We start from the raw sequence: 19,577 nt of genomic DNA, 5'->3' as shown, positions 1-19,577 counted from the left end.
GCACTGAGCGGGGCTGGTTCGCGAGCAAGCTCGCTTCTACAAAAAAACTTCTGAAACGTCAGTCCTTCTTGCCCTTCTTCGAACTGGCGTAAGCCGCCTCCAGCGCGTCGTTGATGGTCTTGAGCACCTTCACCCGCGCATAGCGCTTGTCATTGGCCTCCACCAGCGTCCAGGGCGCGATCTCGGTGCTGGTGCGGTCGACCATGTCGCCCACCGCGTCCACGTAGAGGTCCCACTTGTCGCGGTTGCGCCAGTCTTCCTCGGTGATCTTGAAGCGCTTGAAGGGGATCGACTCCCGCTCCTTGAAGCGCTCCAGCTGGGTCTCCTGGTCGATGGACAGCCAGAACTTCACCAGCACGATGTTGTAGTTCGCCAGCTGCTCCTCGAAATCGTTGATCTCCGCATAGGCACGCAGCCAGTCGGCGTCACTGGCGAAGCCTTCGACCCGCTCCACCAGCACGCGGCCATACCAGGAACGATCGAAGATGGTGAACTGCCGGCGTGCCGGAATATGCCGCCAGAAGCGCCACAGGTAGGGCTGCGCACGCTCCTCCTCGGTGGGCGCGGCGATCGGCACGATGCGGTACTGGCGCGGGTCCAGCGCATCGGTCACGCGACGGATCGCGCCGCCCTTGCCGGCGGCGTCGTTGCCTTCGAACACGGCGATCAGCGAGTGGCTGCGGAAGCGCTTGTCGCGCATCAACGTGGCCAGGCGCGCCTGTTCCTTGGCCAGTTGTTCCTTGTACTGGTCCTTGTCCAGCGAAAGGCCCAGATCAAGTGCATCCAGCAGCCCCTTGTTGTCCAGGCTGGAAACCAGCGGCGCGGCATGGGGCTGCGGGGTCGGGCGGTCCTTGCGCTTGAGCGCGGCCTGCAGGCTTTCGAGGATGGTGCGGCCGACCGTCAGGCTGCGGTAGCGCTCATCGGAGCCCTCCACCACGTACCAGGGCGCATAGTCACGGCTGGTGCGGCGCAGCACGCGCTCGCCGTAGCGCACGAACTTGTCGTAGACCTCGTTCTGCTTCCAGTCGATCTCGCTCAATTGCCAACTGCGGGTCGGGTCGTTCTCCAGCGCCTTGAGGCGTTCCTTGAGCTGCTTCTTGGAAAGGTGGAACCAGAACTTGAAGATCAGCGCGCCTTCGTCGGAATACATCCGCTCGAAGCGTTCGGCATCGCTGATCAGGCCATCGAGCTGGCTGTCCTTGATCTCGCCAGTGACCCGTGCATACAGCATCTGGCTGTACCAGTTGCCGAAGAAGATACCGGTCGTCCCCTTGGGCGGCAGGCGGCGCCAGAAGCGCCACTGCGGCGGCCGCGAGAGTTCCTCGTCGGTGGGCAGGAGGAAGCTTTCCACCCGGATCAGGCGCGGGTCCATCCACTCGTTGAGCAGCTTCACCGTCTCGCCCTTGCCAGCGCCCTCAATACCGTTGATCAGGATGATCACCGGGAAGCGCGCCTGCTGCTTGAGCTCGTACTGCGCCTCGAGCAGGGCTTCGCGCAGCACCGCGACTTCCTTCTCGTAGGTTTCCTTGTCGATGGAATGACCGATCTCGGCGGATTCGAACATGCACCTCTCCTTGTCTCGAAGTGAGTAAAAGGTAGCGGATGTGACGCAGGCTGTCTGCGCGGCGGATCGGCTAAACTGCCGGCTTCGTTTCACAACCCTGCCCCCACATGCCAGACATCAGCAGCGCCCAGATCGACTGGGACGAGAACGGCCAGCCGACCTCCCGCGTCTATGGCGACGTGTATTTCTCCCCCGTCTCGGGGATCGCCGAGACGCATCACGTGTTTATCAACGGCAACCACCTGCCCGAGCGCTTTGCTGCGCTCCCCGCTGGCGGACGCCTGTGCATCGGCGAAACCGGCTTCGGCACCGGGCTGAACTTCCTCTGCGCCTGGCAGCTGTTCGAAGAGCAGGCGCCGAGCGATGCGCGGCTGCACTTCGTCAGTACCGAGAAGTACCCGGTGGCGCTGGACGACCTGCGCCGCGCCTTCGCCCTCTGGCCCGAGCTGGCGGATCTGTCGGGGCAGTTGCTGGAGCAGTACGTGGCGATCCACCCGGGCTTCCAGCGCCTGGTCTTCGCCGGGGGCCGCGTGGTGCTGACCCTGCTGGTGGGCGACGTGCTGGAAACCTTGCCCGAGCTGGACGCGCGCATCGACGCCTGGTTCCTCGACGGTTTCTCCCCGGCGAAGAACCCGGAGATGTGGAACGACGCGCTCTACGCCGAGCTCGCGCGCCTCTCGGGGCCGGGCACGAGCATTGCCACCTTCACCAGCGCCGGCTTCGTCCGGCGCGGGCTGGGCGCGGCCGGCTTCAAGATCCGTCGCACCCTGGGCTTCGGCAAGAAATGGGAGATGTCCCAGGGCGAATTCCTCGGTGTCGAACAGCCGGCCGGCAAGCCCTGGTACAGCCGTCCCGCTCACCCCAAAGGCCCTCGGGAAGCGCTGGTGGTCGGCGGCGGCATGGCCGGTTGCGCCAGCGCCGCCAGCCTGGCCGCGCGGGGCTGGAAAGTGACGCTGATCGAGCGTCACGCAGGCCTCGCCGAAGAAGCGTCGGGCAATCCGCAAGGCGTGCTCTACCTCAAGCTGTCCGCCCACGGCACCGCACTGTCGCGGTTGATCGTCAGCGGCTTCGGGCACACGCGGCGGCTGATCCGGCGTCTGCAGAAAGGCGAGGAATGGTCCGATTGCGGCGTGCTGCAACTGGGCTTCGATGACGCCGAGACACAGCGCCAGGCCAAGCTGGCCGATGCCTTTCCGGCGACCCTGCTGCGTCAGCTGGACAAGGCTGAGGCGGAGTCCATCGCCGGCATCGGCCTGCCGGCCGGCGGGCTGTTCTATCCCGAAGGCGGCTGGGTGCATCCGCCCGCACTGTGTCGGCATCTCGCAGCGCATCCGAATATCCGCGTGCTGACCGGCGAGGAAGTCCGCCTGCAACGCGAAGCCGATGGCTGGAGCGCCTGGAGCGGCGAGCAGAAGCTCGCCGGCGCGCCCGTCGCCATCCTCGCCACCGCCGCCGAAGTGCGCCGCTTCGCAGGCGCCGAATCACTGCCGATGAAGCGCATTCGCGGGCAGATCACCCGCGTGCCAGCCACCGCCGAGAGCGCCTCGCTGAGTACCGTGGTCTGCGCCGAAGGCTACGTCGCCCCGCCGCGTCACGGCGAGCACACCCTGGGCGCCAGTTTCGAATTCAAACGAGACGATACCGAGCCATCATTGGAAGAACACTTGGGCAACCTCGACCTGCTGGCGGAGATATCCACAGACCTGAGCGAGCGGATGCACATAGCCCAGCTCGACCCGGCCACGCTGCAGGGCCGCGCCGCCTTCCGCTGCACCACCCCGGACTACCTGCCGCTGGTGGGCCCGCTGGCGGATCGCGAAGCCTTCGCCCAGTCTTACGCGGTGCTCGGCAAGGATGCGCGCCAGGTACCGGAGACGCCCTGCCCCTGGCTGGACGGCCTGTACCTGAACAGTGCCCATGGCTCACGCGGGCTGGTCACCGCGCCGCTGGCCGGCGAACTGCTGGCGGCCTGGATCGACGGCGAACCGCTGCCACTTCCGCGCGCCGTGGCCGAGGCCTGCCACCCCAATCGCTTCTTGCTGCGCGATGTCGTGCGCGGCCAGAAGAACTCCTGAACACCTCGCGGTCCATCGACAGGGCCGCGACCAGCTTCCAGAGCGGACCACCGACATGGATGCACTGCTGCTTGAATCTTCCGCCATCGGCCTGATCCTCGGGCTGCTGCTGGGCCTGACTGGCGCTGGCGGTTCCCTGGTGGCGCTACCCCTGCTGCTCAGCCTGCATCTGCCACTGCACGATGCCATCGGCGTCAGCCTCGGCGCTGTCGCACTGTCCGCCGCCATTGGTGCGGTGCCGCGCGCACGGCAGGGCCAGGTGGCGTGGAAGCCACTGTTCTGGCTGGTGATCACCGGCTGGCCGGGCAACGCCGTCGGCCAGTGGCTGGGCAAGTACGTGCCGGACGCGTGGCTGATCGTCGGCTTCTGCCTACTGGTGCTGTGGTCGGCCTGGCGCATGTGGCAAGGCTCCAGCCAGCCACGCACCTGCGACACGCCGATGCGTAACGGGCCGCTACTGGGTGTTGGCCTGGCGGTGGGTTTGCTGTCCGGTCTGATGGGCGTGGGCGGCGGCTTCCTGATCGTGCCGGGGCTGCTGTGGTTCACACCGCTGTCGATGATGGCGGCGACGGCGACCTCCATGGCGGTGATCGCACTGGTGTCCGGTGGTGGTTTCCTGCTTTACCTCACCCACGCACAGCCGCCGCTGCCATTGCTGGCGTGCCTGGCGGCAGGCGGTGCGCTCGGCGTGCTGTTCGGCAATCGCCTGGCGGTACGGCTGGGTGGCGCGACGCTACAGCGACTGTTCGCGCTGATGCTGGTGGCGGTCAGCCTGTCGCTGGCCGCGCAGAAGCTGATGAGCTGACAGCCCTTACAGGGCCCTAGAACTCTTCTTCCTCGGCCGCGGCTCCCGGCGTCTCGAACAGCTCGGCCGCCCGCAGCAGTCCGGCGAGAATGGCATGCTGCTCCCACTCGGGCAGCCCGGCGAAACGCTCCAGTGCGTGCTCGGGCAACAGCGTCGGCCCATTCCTGAGCGCACGCCGGCCGACCGCTTCCAGGCTCAGCCACTGTTTGCGGCGGTCATCGTCGTCGCGCCGACGGGTCAGCAGGCCCTTGCTTTCCAGGCGAGTCAGCGCGCTGGAAATGGACGACTGCGACAGCGCCACCTGCCGCGCCAACTGACCAGCGGTTATCTCCCCCTCCAGTTCCACCACCTGCAGGATCAGCAACTGCAGCGGCGTCAGTTCGCCGTCACGGCCCAGGCTCTTGGAGTGCACTTCCGCCGCCTGCTGCAGCCGTCTCAGGGCCTGCAACATGGAGAGTGCGTGGGCGTTGCGCATCGCAGTCTTGCTCTCGGCCATCTCAGTCCACCTGCTGCTCCGTCATTTTTTCTCAATGAAATCAGATAGAACTCTCGCCAGATCGACGGGTCATCCCCTAAGGCGTCCGTGAGGCGCCACCCACTTCATCCCCAACGGAGTACCGGTAAGGAAATGTGCGGAATAGCTGGAGAGTTACGTTTCGACAAACAGGCTGCGGATCTTGCCGCGGTCGAACGCATCACCCATCACCTCGCCCCGCGAGGTCCCGATGCCTGGGGCTTCCACAGCGAAGGGCCGGTGGCCCTGGGGCATCGGCGGCTGAAGATCATGGACCTGGCCGAAGCTTCCGGTCAGCCGATGATCGACACCTCGCTGGGCCTGTCGCTGGTGTTCAACGGGGCAATCTACAACTACCCCGAACTGCGCGGCGAGCTGGAAGCCCTTGGGTACCGCTTCTTTTCCGGAGGCGACACCGAAGTACTCCTCAAGGGATACCACGCCTGGGGTGAACAACTATTGCCACGCCTCAATGGCATGTTCGCCTTCGCCATCTGGGAACGCGACAAACGGCGCCTGTTCATCGCCCGCGACCGCCTCGGCATCAAGCCACTGTACCTGTCGCAGACCGGCAAGCGCCTGCGCTTCGCCTCCAGCCTTCCGGCGCTGCTCAAGGGCGGCGACATCGACCCGGCGCTGGACCCGGTGGCGCTCAACCACTACCTCAACTTCCACGCCGTGGTCCCCGCGCCGCGTACCTTGCTGGCCGAGGTGCAGAAACTGCCGCCGGCCACCTGGATGACCATCGACGCCGACGGTCACACCGAGCGCCAGCGCTGGTGGACCCTGGACTACGGGCCACTGCCGGACGAGCGCGAGCTGACCCTGGACGACTGGGAAGACCGCCTGCTGAGCAGCCTGCGCGATGCCGTGAGCGTGCGTCAGCGTGCCGCCCGCGAAGTCGGCGTGCTGCTCTCCGGCGGGGTGGACTCCAGCCTGCTGGTCGGCCTACTGCACGAGGCCGGCGTCGAGGACCTGCTGACCTTCTCCATTGGCTTCGAGGATGCCGGCGGCGAACGTGGCGACGAGTTCCAGTATTCCGACCTGATCGCCCAGCGCTACGGCACGCGCCACCATCAGTTGCGCATCGACGAGAAGGAAGTGATCTCGCAGCTGCCGGCAGCCTTCCGCGCCATGAGCGAGCCGATGGTCAGCCACGACTGCATCGCGTTCTACCTGCTCTCGCGGGAAGTCTCCAGGCATTGCAAGGTGGTGCAGAGCGGCCAGGGCGCCGACGAGCTGTTCGCCGGCTACCACTGGTACCCGAAGGTGGCCGGCGCCAAGGACCCGCTGCAGGCCTACCGCGCAGCCTTCTTCGACCGCACTCACGGCGAGTACCTGGACACCGTGCGCGAAGCCCTGCGGGTGGAGGACGTGGCCAGCGAGTTCGTCCGCGAGCACTTCGCCCGGGCCGGCGCGGATGACCCGGTGGACAAGGCACTGCGCCTGGACAGCACCATCATGCTGGTCGACGACCCGGTCAAGCGCGTGGACAACATGACCATGGCCTGGGGCCTGGAGGCGCGCGTGCCGTTCCTCGACTACCGCGTGGCGGAGCTGTCGGCGCGCATTCCGTCCCGCTTCAAGCTCGGCGACGGTGGCAAGCAGGTGCTCAAGGCCGCCGCGCGCAAGGTCATCCCCAGCGAAGTGATCGACCGGCCCAAGGGTTACTTCCCGGTGCCAGGTCTCAAGCACCTGCAAGGCAATACCCGCGCCTGGGTCAGCGAGTTGCTGCTGGACCCGAGCCAGGACCGGGGGCTGTTCGAGACGGCGATGTTCGACCGCCTGCTCAGCGACCCGGCGAGCGACCTCACCCCGCTGCGTGGTTCCAAGTTGTGGCAGTTGGCGGCCCTCAACCTCTGGCTGACGGAACAAGGCCTATGAGGGACTGTTGATGCTTCGCTGCGGCCACGCCAGCGCCGCCCATTACGCAGCGCCCGGCACGAAGCGGAAGTGCGGTGGTTCCAGCAGCCAACGCATCACGTCTTGCTGCGCAATAGACGGGCTGGCCCATCGGGTTGCGCGGCAAATCGCGCCATGCGTCGTTGCGGGACTAGGCAAGGGAATGACCATTGCCGGCGTCCCGCGTCTAGCCTGGCGCGATTTGGCGCAGCAACGCGGCTCGCGCAAAGCAACAACAGTCCCTCGGCTCGGCAACGCCGCCTCGTGCGGCGTTGCCTTTTCCTTCAGCCCAGGACAGAAGCCTTATCAGGGAGCGCAAGATGAAACCCCATTCCAACCTGCCCCATCCTCACAACCAGAGGTTGCTGCGCGGCCAGACGCCGACCTACGAGCGCCTGCAGGCGCGCTTCGCCGGTGACCACGCGGAAAGCCACGGCCCGCTGATCCTGCAGTGCGGCTGGGGTCGCCTGCTGATCGGCCACACCTTCTCCAGCCCCGACAAGCTTGCCGCCGAGCTGCTCAACGAACAACCCGGCGAACGCGACATCGCCCTTTACGTGGCCGCGCCGCAGCAGGTGCTGGCCCACGCCCCGCAACAACTCTTCCTCGACCCCTCCGATGCCCTGCGCCTGTGGTTCACCGACTACCGCCCGGCGCGCCGCCCCTTCCGCGGCTTCCGCATCCGCCGCGTGCACAGCGATGACGACTGGGCGGCAATCAACCGCCTGTACCTGTCGCGCGGCATGCTGCCGGTCGATCCGTCCAACGTCACCCCGCGCCACCAGGGCGGCCCGGCCTACTGGCTGGCAGAGGACGCCGAGACCGGCACGGTGATCGGCACGGTCATGGGCATCAACCACGCCAAGGCCTTCCGCGACCCGGAAGGCGGCTCCAGCCTCTGGTGCCTGGCGGTGGACCCGCAGTCCAGCCGGCCCGGCGTCGGCGAAGCGCTGGTGCGCCACCTGATCGAGCACTTCATGAGCCGGGGGCTGGCGTACCTGGACCTGTCGGTGCTGCACGGCAACCAGCAGGCCAAGTCGCTGTACCGCAAGCTGCGTTTCCGCGAGCTGCCGACCTTCGCGGTGAAGTGCAAGAACGGTATCAACCAGTCGCTTTTCCTTGGCCCCGGCCCTGAGGAAGGGCTCAACCCCTACGCCAGGATCATCGTCGACGAATCCCATCGGCGCGGCATCGAGGTGCAGGTGCAGGATGCCGACGCCGGCCTCTTCACTCTCACCCAGGGCGGCCGGCGCATCCGCTGCCGCGAGTCGCTGTGCGACCTCACCAGCGCCGTGAGCATGAGCCTGTGCCAGGACAAGACCCTCACCCACCGCGCCCTCGACCGCGCCGGCCTGCGCCAGCCGCAGCAGCGGCTGGCGGGCAGCGTGCAGGAGAATGCCGCCTTCCTCGAGGACCACGGCGCGCTGGTGGTCAAGCCGGTGGACGGCGAACAGGGCCAGGGCGTCGCCGTGGACCTGCGCACGCCGGAAGAAGTGGAGGACGCCATCGCCCACGCGAAGCAGTTCGACACCCGGGTGATCCTCGAGAGCTACCACCCCGGCCAGGACCTGCGCATCGTGGTGATCGGCTATGAAGTGGTGGCCGCCGCCATCCGCCGCCCCGCCGAGGTGATCGGTGATGGCCGGCACAGCATCCGCAAGCTGATCGAGGCGCAGAGCCGCCGTCGCCAGGCCGCCACCGGCGGCGAGAGCCGCATCCCGCTGGACGGCGAAACCGAACGCACCCTGAGCGCCGCCGGCTTCAGCTACGACGACGTGCTGCCCAGCGGCCAGCGCCTGGCTGTGCGGCGCACCGCCAACCTGCACACCGGCGGCACCCTGGAAGACGTCACCGAGCGCTTGCACCCGGCGCTCGCCGACGCCGCCATCCGCGCGTCGCGGGCGCTGGAGATTCCGGTCACCGGCCTCGATCTGCTGGTCACCGAGGCCGACCAGGCGGAGTACGTGATCATCGAAGCCAACGAACGCCCCGGCCTGGCCAACCATGAGCCACAACCCGTCGCCGAGCGCTTCGTCGACCTGCTGTTCCCGCTGAGCCGCGAACTGCTGCATCGCGACAACCGTGACCAGCCACACCCCAACGTGGAGGCCCCGGCATGACCCAACTGCCCCAACCGGACCTGAACTACCTGCAGCGTGTGCTGCTGGAAATGCTCGCCATCCCCAGCCCCACCGGCTTCACCGACACCATCGTGCGCTACGTCGCCGAGCGGCTGGAGGAGATCGGCGTACCCTTCGAGATGACCCGCCGCGGGACCATCCGCGCGACCCTGCTGGGCCGGCGCAAGAGCCCGGACCGTGCGGTCTCGGCGCATCTGGACACCATTGGCGCCATCGTCCGCGAGATCAAGCCCAACGGCCGCCTGGCACTGGCGCCGGTGGGCTGCTGGTCGAGCCGATTCGCCGAGGGCAGCCGCGTCACGGTGTTCTGCGAGAACGGCGTATTCCGTGGCAGCGTGCTGCCACTGATGGCCTCCGGGCACGCCTTCAATACCGCCGTGGACACCCTGCCGATCAGCTGGGACCACGTCGAACTGCGCCTGGACACCTACACCGCCAGCCGCGCCGACAGCGAATCGCTGGGCGTGGCCATCGGTGATTTCGTCGCCTTCGACCCGTTGCCGGAATTCACCGAAAGTGGCCATATCAGCGCCCGCCACCTCGACGACAAGGCCGGCGTGGCCGCGCTGCTGGCCTCGCTGAAGGCCATCGTGGAAAGCGGCCAGGTGCCGCCCATCGACTGCCACCCGCTGTTCACCATCACCGAGGAAATCGGCTCCGGCGCGGCCGGCGCGTTGCCCTGGGACGTGAGTGAGTTCGTCGGCATCGACATCGCCCCGGTGGCCGAGGGGCAGAACTCCAGCGAGCACGCGGTGAGCGTGGCCCTGCAGGATTCCGGCGGGCCCTACGACTTCCATCTTTCCCGTCACCTGCTGCGCCTCGGCGAACGCCATGAGGTCGCCGTACGGCGGGACCTGTTCCGCTACTACCACAGCGATGCGCAATCGGCGATCACCGCCGGCCATGACATCCGCACCGCCCTGCTGGCCTTCGGTTGCGACGCCACCCACGGCTACGAGCGCACCCACATCGACAGCCTTGCCGCCCTGGCGAAACTGCTGACGGCCTACATGCTCAGCCCGCCGGTGTTCGACAGCGATGCAGAACCCAGCGAAGGCACGCTGGAGCGCTTCAGCAAGCAGCTGGAACATCCGGTGCACATGGAAAGCACCACCCACGTGCCGCCGGTGGACGACCTGATCGACAGCGGCGATGGCTCTGACCGGAGCAGCGACAAGGGCAAGGACGGGAAAAAGAACTGAAGCTGCACTCGGCGCAGCACGGGACTACAATCCCGCGCTGCGATTCACCAGTGCGATTCCCGAGTAGCCCGCCATGCTGATTCCCTTCGAGCTGATCGAAGCCGACACCCTGAACAACCTGCTGGAAGACTTCGTCACCCGCGAAGGCACCGATAACGGCGATGACACGCCGCTGGACGTACGCGTCGAGCGTGCGCGGCATGCGCTCAAACGCGGCGAGGCGGTGATCGTCTTCGATCCGGAAAGCCAGCAGTGCCAGCTGATGCTGAAAAGCGAAGTGCCGAAGGAGTGGCTGGAGGACTGAAGCACCGGCCCAGGAGCACCTCAATGAACACCACGTAGGATGGCGTGGAGCGCAGCGATACCCATCGATTGCGCGCACCCACAGCATGGGTATCGCAAGCTCCACCCATCCTACGATGAAGCTCAGCGGTGGGACCGGAGCGCCCGGTTGGGTCTGCGTAGGGCGCATAACGCCAACGGCGTTATCCGCCGAATGCTGGAGGGCGAATCGTTTAGCTCAAGGGGCCAGACGCGGCCCTAGAAGCACCACGCTGGCGCCGATCACGCACAGCGCCACACCTATCCAATCGCTCCACAGCGGACGGCTCTTCTCGACGAAGGCCAGCCAGAACAGCGACGCAGCGACGTAGATGCCGCCGTACGCGGCATAGGCCCGTCCGGCGTAGTTCGCCTCGACGCGGGTGAGCAGCAGGGCGAAGACCGTCAGGCTGAGCAGGCCGGGAATTATCCACAGGGCGCTCTTGTCCAGACGCAGCCACAGGTAGAAGGCGTAGCAGCCGGCAATCTCGCAGAACGCGGCGAGGACGAACCAGAGGTAGTTGATCATGGGGTTCTTTCCGTGACGGGAAGTGCGTCGGTCAGCCGCGCAGGCCGCCCTCGCGTTCCCAGGCGCAGCGCACTTTCAGCTCGCCTTCGCGGGGGCTGTGGAAGCCGTTCTCGGACTCCCAGCGGAAGGTGTGGCTGCCGTTGACTTCGGTTTCCAGGTGCACCACCGCGCTGGCCCAGTAGAGGCGACGCAGCAGGGCTTCGAACTGTTCGACCCAGAGTTTCCACTCGTACTCGATGGTCTGGTAGCTGGCGCCGAAATGGATCACCTGGGACTGGTACAGGCCCGCGCCTTCGGTCTCGCAGCGGCTGAACATCTCGCGGCCCAGGAACGGCCAAGCCTCGCCCATGGGCAGGCTGTCGAGCACCTTGCGGTTGGCGGCACGGCGCAGGCGGCGCTCCATCGAGTCGCCGGGCCAGTCGCGGATGCAGCCATAGACGATGGATTCACAGTGCAAGCGGGTTCTTCCTTCAATGACACGCAAGCCTTCTAACACAGGCCTGGCATCGCGCAAAGCGCGAATCCCCGCAGCTGCGCAGTAGCCCGAAAAAGCAAAAGCCCCGCGAAATGAGCGGGGCTTTCACCGGGGTCCAACGTACATCAGCCAGGCAGGCCGGTGACTAAAACTAACCCTTTGCACCGGCCTGGGCAAGCCCTCTCTTTCGTTGCACCGAAAGGGGGCAATTCGGGAATGAAAATCAGGACAGGCTGCGACGCTTGGCCTGCATCTTCTCCGCCATTTTCGCCATCTCGTCGTAGATCGCCTGGGGGTTCTGCTGCTTGATCTGCCAGGCCATCCGGCCCTGCTCGTGGGGCAGGATCATGAAGACGTCGCGGGCCACTTCCTGGTGGATGTAGTCGGCGATGTCGGCGGCGCTGATAGGCGAGCTTTCCAGCAGCTTGCCGACCTGCGTCTTCATCTCCGGGCTCGGACCGCGGAAGGAATCCAGCAGGTTGGTCTGGAAGAACGACGGGCAGACCACGTGGACCTTCACGTCCACCAGGCTGAGATCGGCCAGCAGGCTTTCCGAGAGTGCCACCACGCCGGCCTTGGCCACGTTGTAGTTGCTCATCGCCGGGCCCTGCATCAGGGCGGCCATGGAGGCGATGTTGACGATGCGCCCCTTGCTCTTCTCCAGCAACGGCAGGAAGGCCTTGCAGCCCTTGACCACGCCCATCAAGTTGATCGAGATCTGCCAGTCCCAGTCTTCCAGCGACAGTTCGCTGAAGAATCCGCCGGAAGCGACGCCGGCGTTGTTGACGATGATGTCGATGCCGCCGAATTTCTCTTCGCAGGACTGCGCCAGCTGGGTCAGCTGGCTGTAGTCGCGCACGTCGCAGCGCTGGGTGAAGCCGTCACCGCCGGCCTCGCGCACCAGCTTGAGGGTTTCCTGCAGGCCTGCTTCGTTGACATCGGCCAGCGCCAGCTTCCAGCCCTCGCGGGCCCAGCGCAGGGCGATTTCGCGTCCGAGGCCGGAACCGGCGCCGGTAATCATGATGCGATTTTGCATAGGGGAGGTCTGCCTTTTCTTGTCTTGTTCGGGACGGGTCATCGACAACGCTTTGTCGACGACTGTGGACCGAAGTGTAACCAAGGCTTTCCGCTATCAGCGGCGAAATCAGGGCGCTGAATGCCCCTGGCAAACCGCCGGCGCACTAGCGCTTCGCGGGTTGCGCGATCAGGCCTGGAGAAGCACGCAGAGCTTGCCCAGCACCAGGGCGATGCCAGCGGAGACCAGAAGATGGGCGGCGCAGTTGATGCGCTCGCGCTTGAACTGGGCGAAGCCGCTGATGCGGTAGCGCAGCATGAAGACACCCAGCGCCACGGGAAGGGCCGGGCCGAGGAAGGCGAACTGCCAATAGCGATCCGGATTGACCACCGGGTCCAGGGTCATGGCTTCGGCCAGCGGCGGCAGGCCCAGCCCGCACTGAACGAGCAACCACACCACGCCGAGCACAACCAGTACAACGCCCAGCATCCCTACGTCTCCCTGATGGCAAAGGCCCAGTATGTTAGTACAGGTGCCCCACGAGGGCTGTGCGACGAATCACCCTGTGGCGTATCGGCGCTGTGACGAAAGCCGAGGGAATCAGGTTTTCTCCTTGCCTCGGCGCCAGGGTTTCCCCCCTCGCCCCAGCCCTCTCCCTTGCGGAGAGGGTCAGGGTGAGGGGTTGCAACTGGCTCAGATCCGCCCGAGCAACAACAACACCAGCAGCACGATCAGCACCACGCCGATCACACCGGACGGGCCGTAGCCCCAGTTGCGCGAGTGGGGGAAGACCGGCAGACCGCCGATCAGCATCAAGATCAGGATGATCAACAGGATGGTCCCGAGTCCCATATCGTCTCTCCTCTTTCAGTCGACGAGGGGCGATGGCTCGCGGTGTTGCGATTGGCCAGCGCTTGTAATGTCCGACCGGGAGGGTGCGCGGAAGATTCAAAGAATCTGCCCGCGCCAGAGTCAGTTCAGGTCGCGGGGCAGCGAGCCCTTGCGCAGGCGCAGGAACATCAGCGCGGCGGTGCGCGCATCGCCGATGGCGGTGTGGCGGCCTTCGATGGGGATATCCAGATTGCGCGCCAGGGTATCGAAGCGCAGGTCCAGGTGCAGGTCGGGAAAGCGCCGGCTCATCTTGCGGTGGTAGATCTCCGAGACCTCCACGCGGGGGTTGTCCAGCCGCGCGCCGAACTGTTCCTGCAAGTGCCGGCGCAGCACCGCGACGTCGAACGACAGGTAGTAGCCCAGCAGCGGCCGCTCGCCGATGAACGCCTGCACCTGGCGCAGCGCCTCCACCAGCGGCAACTGCCCTTCAAGGTCGGTGCGGCGCAGCTTGTGGATGCGGATCGATTCGCCGTCCAGCGACGGCGGCGGCTCCACCAGCAACTCCAGGCGCTCGCCGAGAATCAGCTTGCCGCGCCGGATCACCACCGCGCCGATGCTGAGAATGTCGGCCTTGCGCGGGTCGAGGCTGGTGGTCTCCAGGTCCAGCGACACCAGCTCTTCCGCTTCCGCCGGGTCGTGCCGCCACCAGTAGAGACGGCGGCGCCAGGCGGACCAGTGCGGATCGGGGGCAACGACGCAGGCGTTCATCGGGTCTCCAGGTGGAATTGGCGGGTCAGGCTCTGCTTGAACTTCTTCACCGTGTGCAGCCCGAAGCGCAGCAGGTCGCGCTCGTGGCGGCTGAGACGGGAAACATCGAGCCCCTGTTCGCGGCCGTCGCACTGACCGTCCAGTTGCTGGCGCAGGCGCAACTGGAGGAACAGCTCGAAGGCTTCGCTCAGGTTGTCGACCAGCGACTCATCCAGCACGCCGAGCGCCTTCAGCGCGGCGAGGCGGCCGAGGGTGCCTCGCTCGTCCAGCCCTTCGCGCACGGCCAGCACGCGTGCGCCGTGGACGATGGGGAAGATGCCGCCACGCTTGACGTCCAGGTGAGCATCCTGGGTCTTGAGCTGGCCGAGGAAAGTCAGCGGCGTATCGAATTGCAGCGCGGGGAGGGCCAGGTCGCTTATCCAGCGGCTGCTGTCGCCGGCCAGCTCGTACAGGCAGTCGCGCAGGCTGTCGAACAGCCTCCGGTTGCCTGCCACCGGCCAGGCATCGGCGAGAATCGACAGGCGCATCAGTTGTTCGGGGCGACCTTGCAACGGCAGCTCGCGCAACTCGCGCTGCCACTCGGACAAGGGTTTGCACCACTCCGGCCGGCTGGCCATCACGCCGCCGGGACACGGCGGGTAACCGAACTCCAGCAACGCGGCGGAGAAGCGCTGCATCAACAACAGGCCCTGCTCCACCGGCAGGCCGTCGTCGAGGATCAGCGCGTTGTCCTGGTCGGTCTTGAGCAGTTGCTCCGCACGTCCTTCGCTGCCCATCACCAGCAGGCAGCAACGGCCGCGCAGCACCGGCGGCACCTGCAGTTCGAACAGGCGCTCGAGCAGTTGCTCGTTGAGTGCACTGACCAATTGCATGATGAAGCGCAGGCGGATGCCATTGCCCGCCAGAGTGGCGATCAGTGTGTGCAGGGTCTCGGCAGCGGCGCGCAGCTCAGCTTCGCTCTCGGCACGGGCAATCCTCAGCGCCAGTACGTGGGAATGGGTCGAAAACAGGCTGAGCACCTGGGTCAGGTGCAGCAGACCGACCACCCTGCCCTCCTCGCACACCGCCACGCGCTCGATGCGCTGGCGGGTCATGAGGATCATCGCGTCGAAGAGGAAATCGCCCAGCTCGACATGGCTCAGCGGACGGTGCGCCAGCGGGCCGATGGGTTGTGCCTCGCTGAAGCCGTCGCGAAAGTGCGCGGTCATCAGGTCGGTGCGGGTGACGATGCCCAGCGCGCCATCCTCGCGCACCAGCAGCGCGTCCGCGCCACGGCTGAGTTGCAGGCGCGCTGCATCGCCCAGCGGCAGGCCGGGCTCGACTTCGATGGCGGGCAACAGGTGTTCTGGGGCGATGCGGGTGAGGATGAATTCGGCCAGGTTCTGCCCATCACGGCGCTCCAGCTGGCGCTTGCTGGCCAGGTCCGCACGGAAGAAGCGGGCGAACTGCGGGTTGTCCGTGCACAACTGGTGGAACACCGCCGCCGGCAGTTCGTAGACGATGCTCTCTTCCACCGCCTGGTAGCGGTGCTTGCTGCTGCCGGAGAACAGCCCGCGCACGTCGAACAGGTCCTCGGCGCCATACTGGGCGAACAGCTTGCCGTCTTCGCCGCGTTCCTCGATCACGCCCTTCATCAGCACGAACAGGCAAGGCACCGGCGCACCGGCTTCGAGCAGCACTTCGTCGACCGTGTAGTAGCCCACGCTCAGCGCGTCGCGCAGTTGCTCGCGCTCCAGCGGGCGAAGCTGGTCGAAGGGTGGCGAGGCGAAGTTGAAATCGTCGGACATCCGTCATCCATCCCTGTCAAAAAAGCGGGGCCGGAGGTGTTTCCACCCCCGGCCCCGGCAGGTTAGCTCAGGCTATCAGTGGGCGGCTGCGCCACTGGCACCCAGGCCGGTCTGCGAACGGATGAACTGCGGGAAGAAGCGCGCGCGCTCTTCGTCGGCAGCGGTCGACTTGTCGGTGATGGAGAAGAACCAGATACCGATGAAGGCCACGGCCATGGAGAACAGCGCCGGGTACTCGAACGGGTAGATGGGTTTCTCGTGGCCGAGGATCTGCACCCAGATGGTCGGGCCGAGGATCATCAGTACCACCGCGGTGATCAGGCCCATCCAGCCGCCGATCTTCGCGCCGCGGGTGGTCAGCTTCTTCCAGTACATGGAGAGCAGCAGTACCGGGAAGTTGCAGCTGGCGGCGATGGAGAAGGCCAGGCCGACCATGAAGGCAATGTTCTGCTTCTCGAACAGGATGCCGAGCACGATCGCGACGACACCCAGGCACACGGTAGTGATCTTCGAGACGCGCAGTTCATCCTTCTCGTTGGCCTTGCCGCCCTTCAGCACGCTGGCGTACAGGTCGTGGGACACGGCCGAGGCGCCGGCCAGGGTCAGGCCGGCAACCACCGCGAGGATGGTGGCGAAGGCCACGGCGGAGATGAAGCCCAGGAACAGGCTGCCGCCGACGGCATCGGCCAGGTGCACGGCCGCCATGTTGTTGCCACCCAGCAGGGCGCCGGTGGCGTCCTTGAAGTCCGGGTTGGTGCTGACCAGCAGGATCGCGCCGAAGCCGATGATGAAGGTCAGGATGTAGAAGTAGCCGATGAAGCCAGTGGCGAAGAACACCGACTTGCGGGCTTCCTTGGCGTCACTGACGGTGAAGAAGCGCATCAGGATGTGCGGCAGGCCAGCGGTGCCGAACATCAGCGCGAAGCCCAGGGAGAACGCGGAGATCGGGTCCTTCACCAGGCCGCCGGGGCTCATGATGGACTCGCCTTTGGGATGGACCTTGATGGCTTCGGAGAACAGGGTGCTGATGTCGAAGTTGACGTGCTTGAGCACCATGATCGCCATGAAGGTGGCGCCCGAGAGCAGCAGCACGGCCTTGATGATCTGTACCCAGGTGGTGGCGAGCATGCCGCCGAACAGCACATAGAGCACCATCAGGATGCCGACCAGCACCACCGCGACGTGGTAGTTCAGGCCGAACAGCAGTTCGATCAGTTTGCCGGCGCCGACCATCTGCGCGATCAGGTAGAAGGCCACGACCACCAGCGAACCGCAGGCGGACAGGGTGCGGATGTCCTTCTGCTTGAGGCGGTAGGACGCCACGTCGGCGAAGGTGTATTTGCCCAGGTTGCGCAGGCGCTCGGCGATCAGGAAGAGGATGATCGGCCAGCCGACGAGGAAGCCGATGGAGTAGATCAGGCCGTCGTAGCCGGAGGTGAACACCAGCGCGGAAATGCCGAGGAAGGACGCGGCGGACATGTAGTCACCGGCGATTGCCAAACCGTTCTGGAAGCCGGTGATGCTGCCGCCGGCGGTGTAGAAGTCGGCGGCGGATTTGCTGCGCTTGGAGGCCCAGTAGGTGATGCACAGGGTCAGGCCAACGAAGGCGACGAACATGACGATGGCGGAGACGTTCAGCGGCTGGCGCTGTACCTCGCCGGTGAGGGCGTCAGCCCAGAGTGCAGGTGCGAACGCGGCCAGAGCGAGGGCCGCAGAAATTCGGCCTTTCATTGCTGGGCCTCCTTGAGGATTTCCTGATTCATGCGGTCGAATTCGCCGTTCGCGCGGCGCACGTAGATGCCGGTGAGCACGAAGGCCGAGAGGATCAGCCCGACGCCCATGGGGATGCCCCAGGTGACGGACGAATCGGCACTGATCTTCGCGCCGAGCAGCTGCGGCTGGAAGGCGATGAGCAGGATGAAGAGCACGTACAGGCTCAACATGATCAGGGAGAGCAGCCAGGCGAAGCGCTCGCGCTTGGCCACCAGCTCTTTGAAGCGCGGATTGGTATCAATCCGCTGGTAGATGCTGTCGTTCATTTTGTTCTTGTCCTCACAGCGGGGATGACGCGGATGTCGTCGATCCCTAATTTATTTGAGCGCTGCAAGGGCTCCAGACGACTTTAGTCGTAGCGTTTAGCCAGACTTCGCGGACAAGCCCGGAATAGACGCTGTGAAATAAAAAAATCCCCCGCGAATCCGGAGGTTCGCGGGGGATTATTCTGTGGCGCGTGTCAGTTCGATCTAGCTGCTTACAGCCATTCCTTCACGCGATCGGGGTGCGCCTCCACCCATTTCTTGGCGGCGACTTCCGGCTTCTCGCCGTTCTGCACGGCGAGCATGACTTCGCCGATTTCCTGGCCGTCCTTCCACTGGAATTTCTTCAGGAAGGCCCAGACTTCCGGTGCCTTCTTCTCCAGCGCCGGGTTCGCCACGCTATCCACGTGCTCCTCGTCGCCATAGACCTTTTTCGGGTCTTCGAGGAACTTCAGTTTCCACTTCGCGAACATCCAGTGCGGAATCCAGCCGGTCACCGCAACGGCCTTCTTGTCGTTCTCCGCGCGGGTCAGCTCGGAGATCATGCCGCTGCCGGAACTGGCCACCAGCTTGTAGTCCAGGCCGTAGTCCTTGATCGCCTGGTCGGTCTTGAGCATCACCCCGGCGCCGGCGTCGATGCCGACGATGCGGCCGCCGAAGTCATCCTTCTGCGCATTGAGGTCTTCGATACTGTTGGCTTTCACGTACTCCGGCACGATCAGGCCGATCTTCGCACCCGGGTAGTTCACGCCCAGGTTGACCACCTTGTCCTTCATCTTCTCGTAGTAGGCGCCGTGGGTGACCGGCAGCCAGGCCGAGAGCATGGCGTCGAGCTTACCGCGCGCCACGCCCTGCCACATGATCCCGGCGGCGACCGGCATCAGCTTGACCTGGTAGCCGAGCTTCTCGCGCATGATCTCGGCGGCGACGTGCGTGGTCGCCACGCTGTCCGACCAGCCGTCCACGTAACCGATGGTGATTTCCGGCTTGGCCGCCGCACCGGCCAGCCCGGCAGCCGCCGACAGCACCAGCCCTGCGCCCAGGCCCAACAGGCGTCGCATCATTCGCATGGTTTTCTCCCCGTGATTTTATCGGCGCGCCTGGGCGAACCCGGCGCATTTCGCGGTCTTGGCCGCCCCTTCATGATCGGCGCACCCTGATGGCGAACTGCTCTGAGAGCGACGCCAAACGGTCCGATCCGCGACAGAACCCGTCCATCCACGACCGCGCCATTCCAACCACGACCCCGCTGCCGGCCTATCGCCTCCATACAGAGGCTCGATTACCCGGCGGGGTTCCCCCGCAGTAGTCTTTCAGCAACGGAGAATCATTCTCGACTGGAGGAGCGCCACCATGCTCAAGACCGTCACCTTCACTCTGATGCACTTCATGATCGCCTTCAGCGTCGCCTACGCGCTGACCGGCAGCATCACCGTGGGCGGGCTGGTCGCGGTGGTCGAGCCGCTGTGCAACGCGGTGGGCTTCCACTTCCACGAGAAGTTCTGGAAGCGCATCGAGGGCAGCGCCGCAGTCGATTCGGCGCCGACGCCCCACTGGATTCACCGCCACGCCTGAGTGCCCCGCGCGGGCACTGACGGCGGCCGACGGCGTT

19 protein-coding genes are annotated in these 19,577 nt (G+C 65.7%); 7 read left to right on the top strand and 12 right to left on the bottom strand.

The window, feature by feature from the left end; all coding sequences use genetic code 11:
• Positions 1-58 precede the first annotated feature (58 nt).
• Positions 59-1,564 (bottom strand): polyphosphate:AMP phosphotransferase, encoded by a 1,506-nt coding sequence (gene pap, locus IB256_RS03345; RefSeq protein ID WP_192291275.1) that lies wholly within the window; start codon positions 1,562-1,564, stop codon positions 59-61.
• A gap of 107 nt (positions 1,565-1,671) precedes the next feature.
• Between pap and mnmC the strand changes: the two genes are divergently transcribed.
• Both mnmC and IB256_RS03335 read left to right on the top strand, forming a co-directional pair.
• A complete protein-coding gene (mnmC, locus tag IB256_RS03340) occupies positions 1,672-3,639 on the top strand; it encodes a bifunctional tRNA (5-methylaminomethyl-2-thiouridine)(34)-methyltransferase MnmD/FAD-dependent 5-carboxymethylaminomethyl-2-thiouridine(34) oxidoreductase MnmC (RefSeq protein WP_192291277.1) in 1,968 nt (655 codons plus the stop codon).
• 55 nt (positions 3,640-3,694) lie between these two features.
• Positions 3,695-4,444 carry a sulfite exporter TauE/SafE family protein gene (locus IB256_RS03335; protein WP_192291279.1) on the top strand — a complete coding sequence of 250 codons (750 nt, stop codon included), beginning with the start codon at positions 3,695-3,697 and terminating at the stop codon, positions 4,442-4,444.
• Between the two features lie 16 nt (positions 4,445-4,460).
• On the opposite strand, the gene IB256_RS03330 is transcribed toward IB256_RS03335, so the two are convergent.
• Complete coding sequence (locus IB256_RS03330; protein WP_192291281.1) at positions 4,461-4,940, bottom strand: MarR family winged helix-turn-helix transcriptional regulator; 480 nt, start codon at positions 4,938-4,940, stop codon at positions 4,461-4,463.
• A gap of 132 nt (positions 4,941-5,072) precedes the next feature.
• Between IB256_RS03330 and IB256_RS03325 the strand changes: the two genes are divergently transcribed.
• The 4 genes from IB256_RS03325 (at position 5,073) to IB256_RS03310 (ending at position 10,507) form a co-directional block, all read left to right on the top strand.
• A complete protein-coding gene (locus tag IB256_RS03325) occupies positions 5,073-6,842 on the top strand; it encodes an N-acetylglutaminylglutamine amidotransferase (RefSeq protein ID WP_192291283.1) in 1,770 nt (589 codons plus the stop codon).
• A gap of 338 nt (positions 6,843-7,180) precedes the next feature.
• On the top strand, positions 7,181-8,980 hold the full coding sequence (gene ngg / locus IB256_RS03320) for an N-acetylglutaminylglutamine synthetase (protein WP_192401258.1): 1,800 nt from the start codon (positions 7,181-7,183) through the stop codon (positions 8,978-8,980).
• Positions 8,977-10,203: an osmoprotectant NAGGN system M42 family peptidase gene (locus IB256_RS03315; protein ID WP_192291287.1), complete on the top strand. Its 1,227-nt coding sequence runs from the start codon at positions 8,977-8,979 to the stop codon at positions 10,201-10,203. The genes ngg and IB256_RS03315 overlap by 4 nt, the downstream gene beginning before the upstream one ends.
• Positions 10,204-10,276: 73 nt before the next feature.
• Positions 10,277-10,507, top strand: coding sequence for a YheU family protein (locus IB256_RS03310; protein WP_081520251.1), 231 nt, complete (start codon positions 10,277-10,279; stop codon positions 10,505-10,507).
• A gap of 216 nt (positions 10,508-10,723) precedes the next feature.
• Here the strand turns inward: IB256_RS03310 and IB256_RS03305 are convergent, their stop codons facing one another.
• From IB256_RS03305 to IB256_RS03260, 10 genes are all read right to left on the bottom strand, one after another.
• A complete protein-coding gene (locus tag IB256_RS03305; RefSeq protein ID WP_192291289.1) occupies positions 10,724-11,053 on the bottom strand; it encodes a YnfA family protein in 330 nt (109 codons plus the stop codon).
• A 31-nt stretch (positions 11,054-11,084) separates the two neighbouring features.
• Positions 11,085-11,510, bottom strand: a complete 426-nt coding sequence (locus tag IB256_RS03300; RefSeq protein ID WP_024766159.1) for a hypothetical protein — start codon at positions 11,508-11,510, stop codon at positions 11,085-11,087.
• Positions 11,511-11,751: 241 nt separating this feature from the next.
• Positions 11,752-12,564 carry an SDR family oxidoreductase gene (locus IB256_RS03295; protein WP_045210280.1) on the bottom strand — a complete coding sequence of 271 codons (813 nt, stop codon included), beginning with the start codon at positions 12,562-12,564 and terminating at the stop codon, positions 11,752-11,754.
• Between the two features lie 168 nt (positions 12,565-12,732).
• Positions 12,733-13,032: a hypothetical protein gene (locus IB256_RS03290; RefSeq protein ID WP_081520249.1), complete on the bottom strand. Its 300-nt coding sequence runs from the start codon at positions 13,030-13,032 to the stop codon at positions 12,733-12,735.
• 204 nt (positions 13,033-13,236) lie between these two features.
• The gene (locus IB256_RS03285; protein ID WP_081520248.1) at positions 13,237-13,395 is read right to left on the bottom strand and encodes a DUF3309 family protein; all 159 of its coding nucleotides are present in this window, start codon (positions 13,393-13,395) and stop codon (positions 13,237-13,239) included.
• A 120-nt stretch (positions 13,396-13,515) separates the two neighbouring features.
• A complete protein-coding gene (locus tag IB256_RS03280; RefSeq protein ID WP_192291291.1) occupies positions 13,516-14,142 on the bottom strand; it encodes a 3'-5' exonuclease in 627 nt (208 codons plus the stop codon).
• Positions 14,139-15,929: a DUF294 nucleotidyltransferase-like domain-containing protein gene (locus IB256_RS03275; RefSeq protein ID WP_192401256.1), complete on the bottom strand. Its 1,791-nt coding sequence runs from the start codon at positions 15,927-15,929 to the stop codon at positions 14,139-14,141. Before IB256_RS03275 ends, IB256_RS03280 begins: the two co-directional genes overlap by 4 nt.
• A gap of 75 nt (positions 15,930-16,004) precedes the next feature.
• On the bottom strand, positions 16,005-17,660 hold the full coding sequence (locus IB256_RS03270; protein WP_081520245.1) for a cation acetate symporter: 1,656 nt from the start codon (positions 17,658-17,660) through the stop codon (positions 16,005-16,007).
• Positions 17,657-17,968, bottom strand: coding sequence for a DUF485 domain-containing protein (locus tag IB256_RS03265; RefSeq protein WP_081520244.1), 312 nt, complete (start codon positions 17,966-17,968; stop codon positions 17,657-17,659). The genes IB256_RS03270 and IB256_RS03265 overlap by 4 nt, the downstream gene beginning before the upstream one ends.
• Before the next feature lie 212 nt (positions 17,969-18,180).
• Positions 18,181-19,035, bottom strand: coding sequence for a glycine betaine ABC transporter substrate-binding protein (locus IB256_RS03260; RefSeq protein ID WP_192291295.1), 855 nt, complete (start codon positions 19,033-19,035; stop codon positions 18,181-18,183).
• 283 nt (positions 19,036-19,318) lie between these two features.
• On the opposite strand from IB256_RS03260, the gene IB256_RS03255 reads away from it, so the two are divergent.
• Positions 19,319-19,540: a DUF2061 domain-containing protein gene (locus IB256_RS03255; protein ID WP_192401254.1), complete on the top strand. Its 222-nt coding sequence runs from the start codon at positions 19,319-19,321 to the stop codon at positions 19,538-19,540.
• Positions 19,541-19,577: the final 37 nt, after the last annotated feature.

The organism is Pseudomonas sp. PDM17 (assembly GCF_014851985.1).
In the GTDB taxonomy this organism is placed as follows: Bacteria; Pseudomonadota; Gammaproteobacteria; order Pseudomonadales; family Pseudomonadaceae; genus Pseudomonas.
This window is presented reverse-complemented; position numbering and strand designations above follow the sequence as displayed.

Coding starts and splice junctions, on each gene's coding strand:
- pap (WP_192291275.1), bottom strand. CDS start 1,564: ATGTTCGAATCCGCCGAGATCGGTCATTCCATCGACAAGGAAACCTAC.
- mnmC (WP_192291277.1), top strand. CDS start 1,672: ATGCCAGACATCAGCAGCGCCCAGATCGACTGGGACGAGAACGGCCAG.
- IB256_RS03335 (WP_192291279.1), top strand. CDS start 3,695: ATGGATGCACTGCTGCTTGAATCTTCCGCCATCGGCCTGATCCTCGGG.
- IB256_RS03330 (WP_192291281.1), bottom strand. CDS start 4,940: ATGGCCGAGAGCAAGACTGCGATGCGCAACGCCCACGCACTCTCCATG.
- IB256_RS03325 (WP_192291283.1), top strand. CDS start 5,073: ATGTGCGGAATAGCTGGAGAGTTACGTTTCGACAAACAGGCTGCGGAT.
- ngg (WP_192401258.1), top strand. CDS start 7,181: ATGAAACCCCATTCCAACCTGCCCCATCCTCACAACCAGAGGTTGCTG.
- IB256_RS03315 (WP_192291287.1), top strand. CDS start 8,977: ATGACCCAACTGCCCCAACCGGACCTGAACTACCTGCAGCGTGTGCTG.
- IB256_RS03310 (WP_081520251.1), top strand. CDS start 10,277: ATGCTGATTCCCTTCGAGCTGATCGAAGCCGACACCCTGAACAACCTG.
- IB256_RS03305 (WP_192291289.1), bottom strand. CDS start 11,053: ATGATCAACTACCTCTGGTTCGTCCTCGCCGCGTTCTGCGAGATTGCC.
- IB256_RS03295 (WP_045210280.1), bottom strand. CDS start 12,564: ATGCAAAATCGCATCATGATTACCGGCGCCGGTTCCGGCCTCGGACGC.
- IB256_RS03290 (WP_081520249.1), bottom strand. CDS start 13,032: ATGCTGGGCGTTGTACTGGTTGTGCTCGGCGTGGTGTGGTTGCTCGTT.
- IB256_RS03285 (WP_081520248.1), bottom strand. CDS start 13,395: ATGGGACTCGGGACCATCCTGTTGATCATCCTGATCTTGATGCTGATC.
- IB256_RS03280 (WP_192291291.1), bottom strand. CDS start 14,142: ATGAACGCCTGCGTCGTTGCCCCCGATCCGCACTGGTCCGCCTGGCGC.
- IB256_RS03275 (WP_192401256.1), bottom strand. CDS start 15,929: ATGTCCGACGATTTCAACTTCGCCTCGCCACCCTTCGACCAGCTTCGC.
- IB256_RS03270 (WP_081520245.1), bottom strand. CDS start 17,660: ATGAAAGGCCGAATTTCTGCGGCCCTCGCTCTGGCCGCGTTCGCACCT.
- IB256_RS03265 (WP_081520244.1), bottom strand. CDS start 17,968: ATGAACGACAGCATCTACCAGCGGATTGATACCAATCCGCGCTTCAAA.
- IB256_RS03260 (WP_192291295.1), bottom strand. CDS start 19,035: ATGCGAATGATGCGACGCCTGTTGGGCCTGGGCGCAGGGCTGGTGCTG.
- IB256_RS03255 (WP_192401254.1), top strand. CDS start 19,319: ATGCTCAAGACCGTCACCTTCACTCTGATGCACTTCATGATCGCCTTC.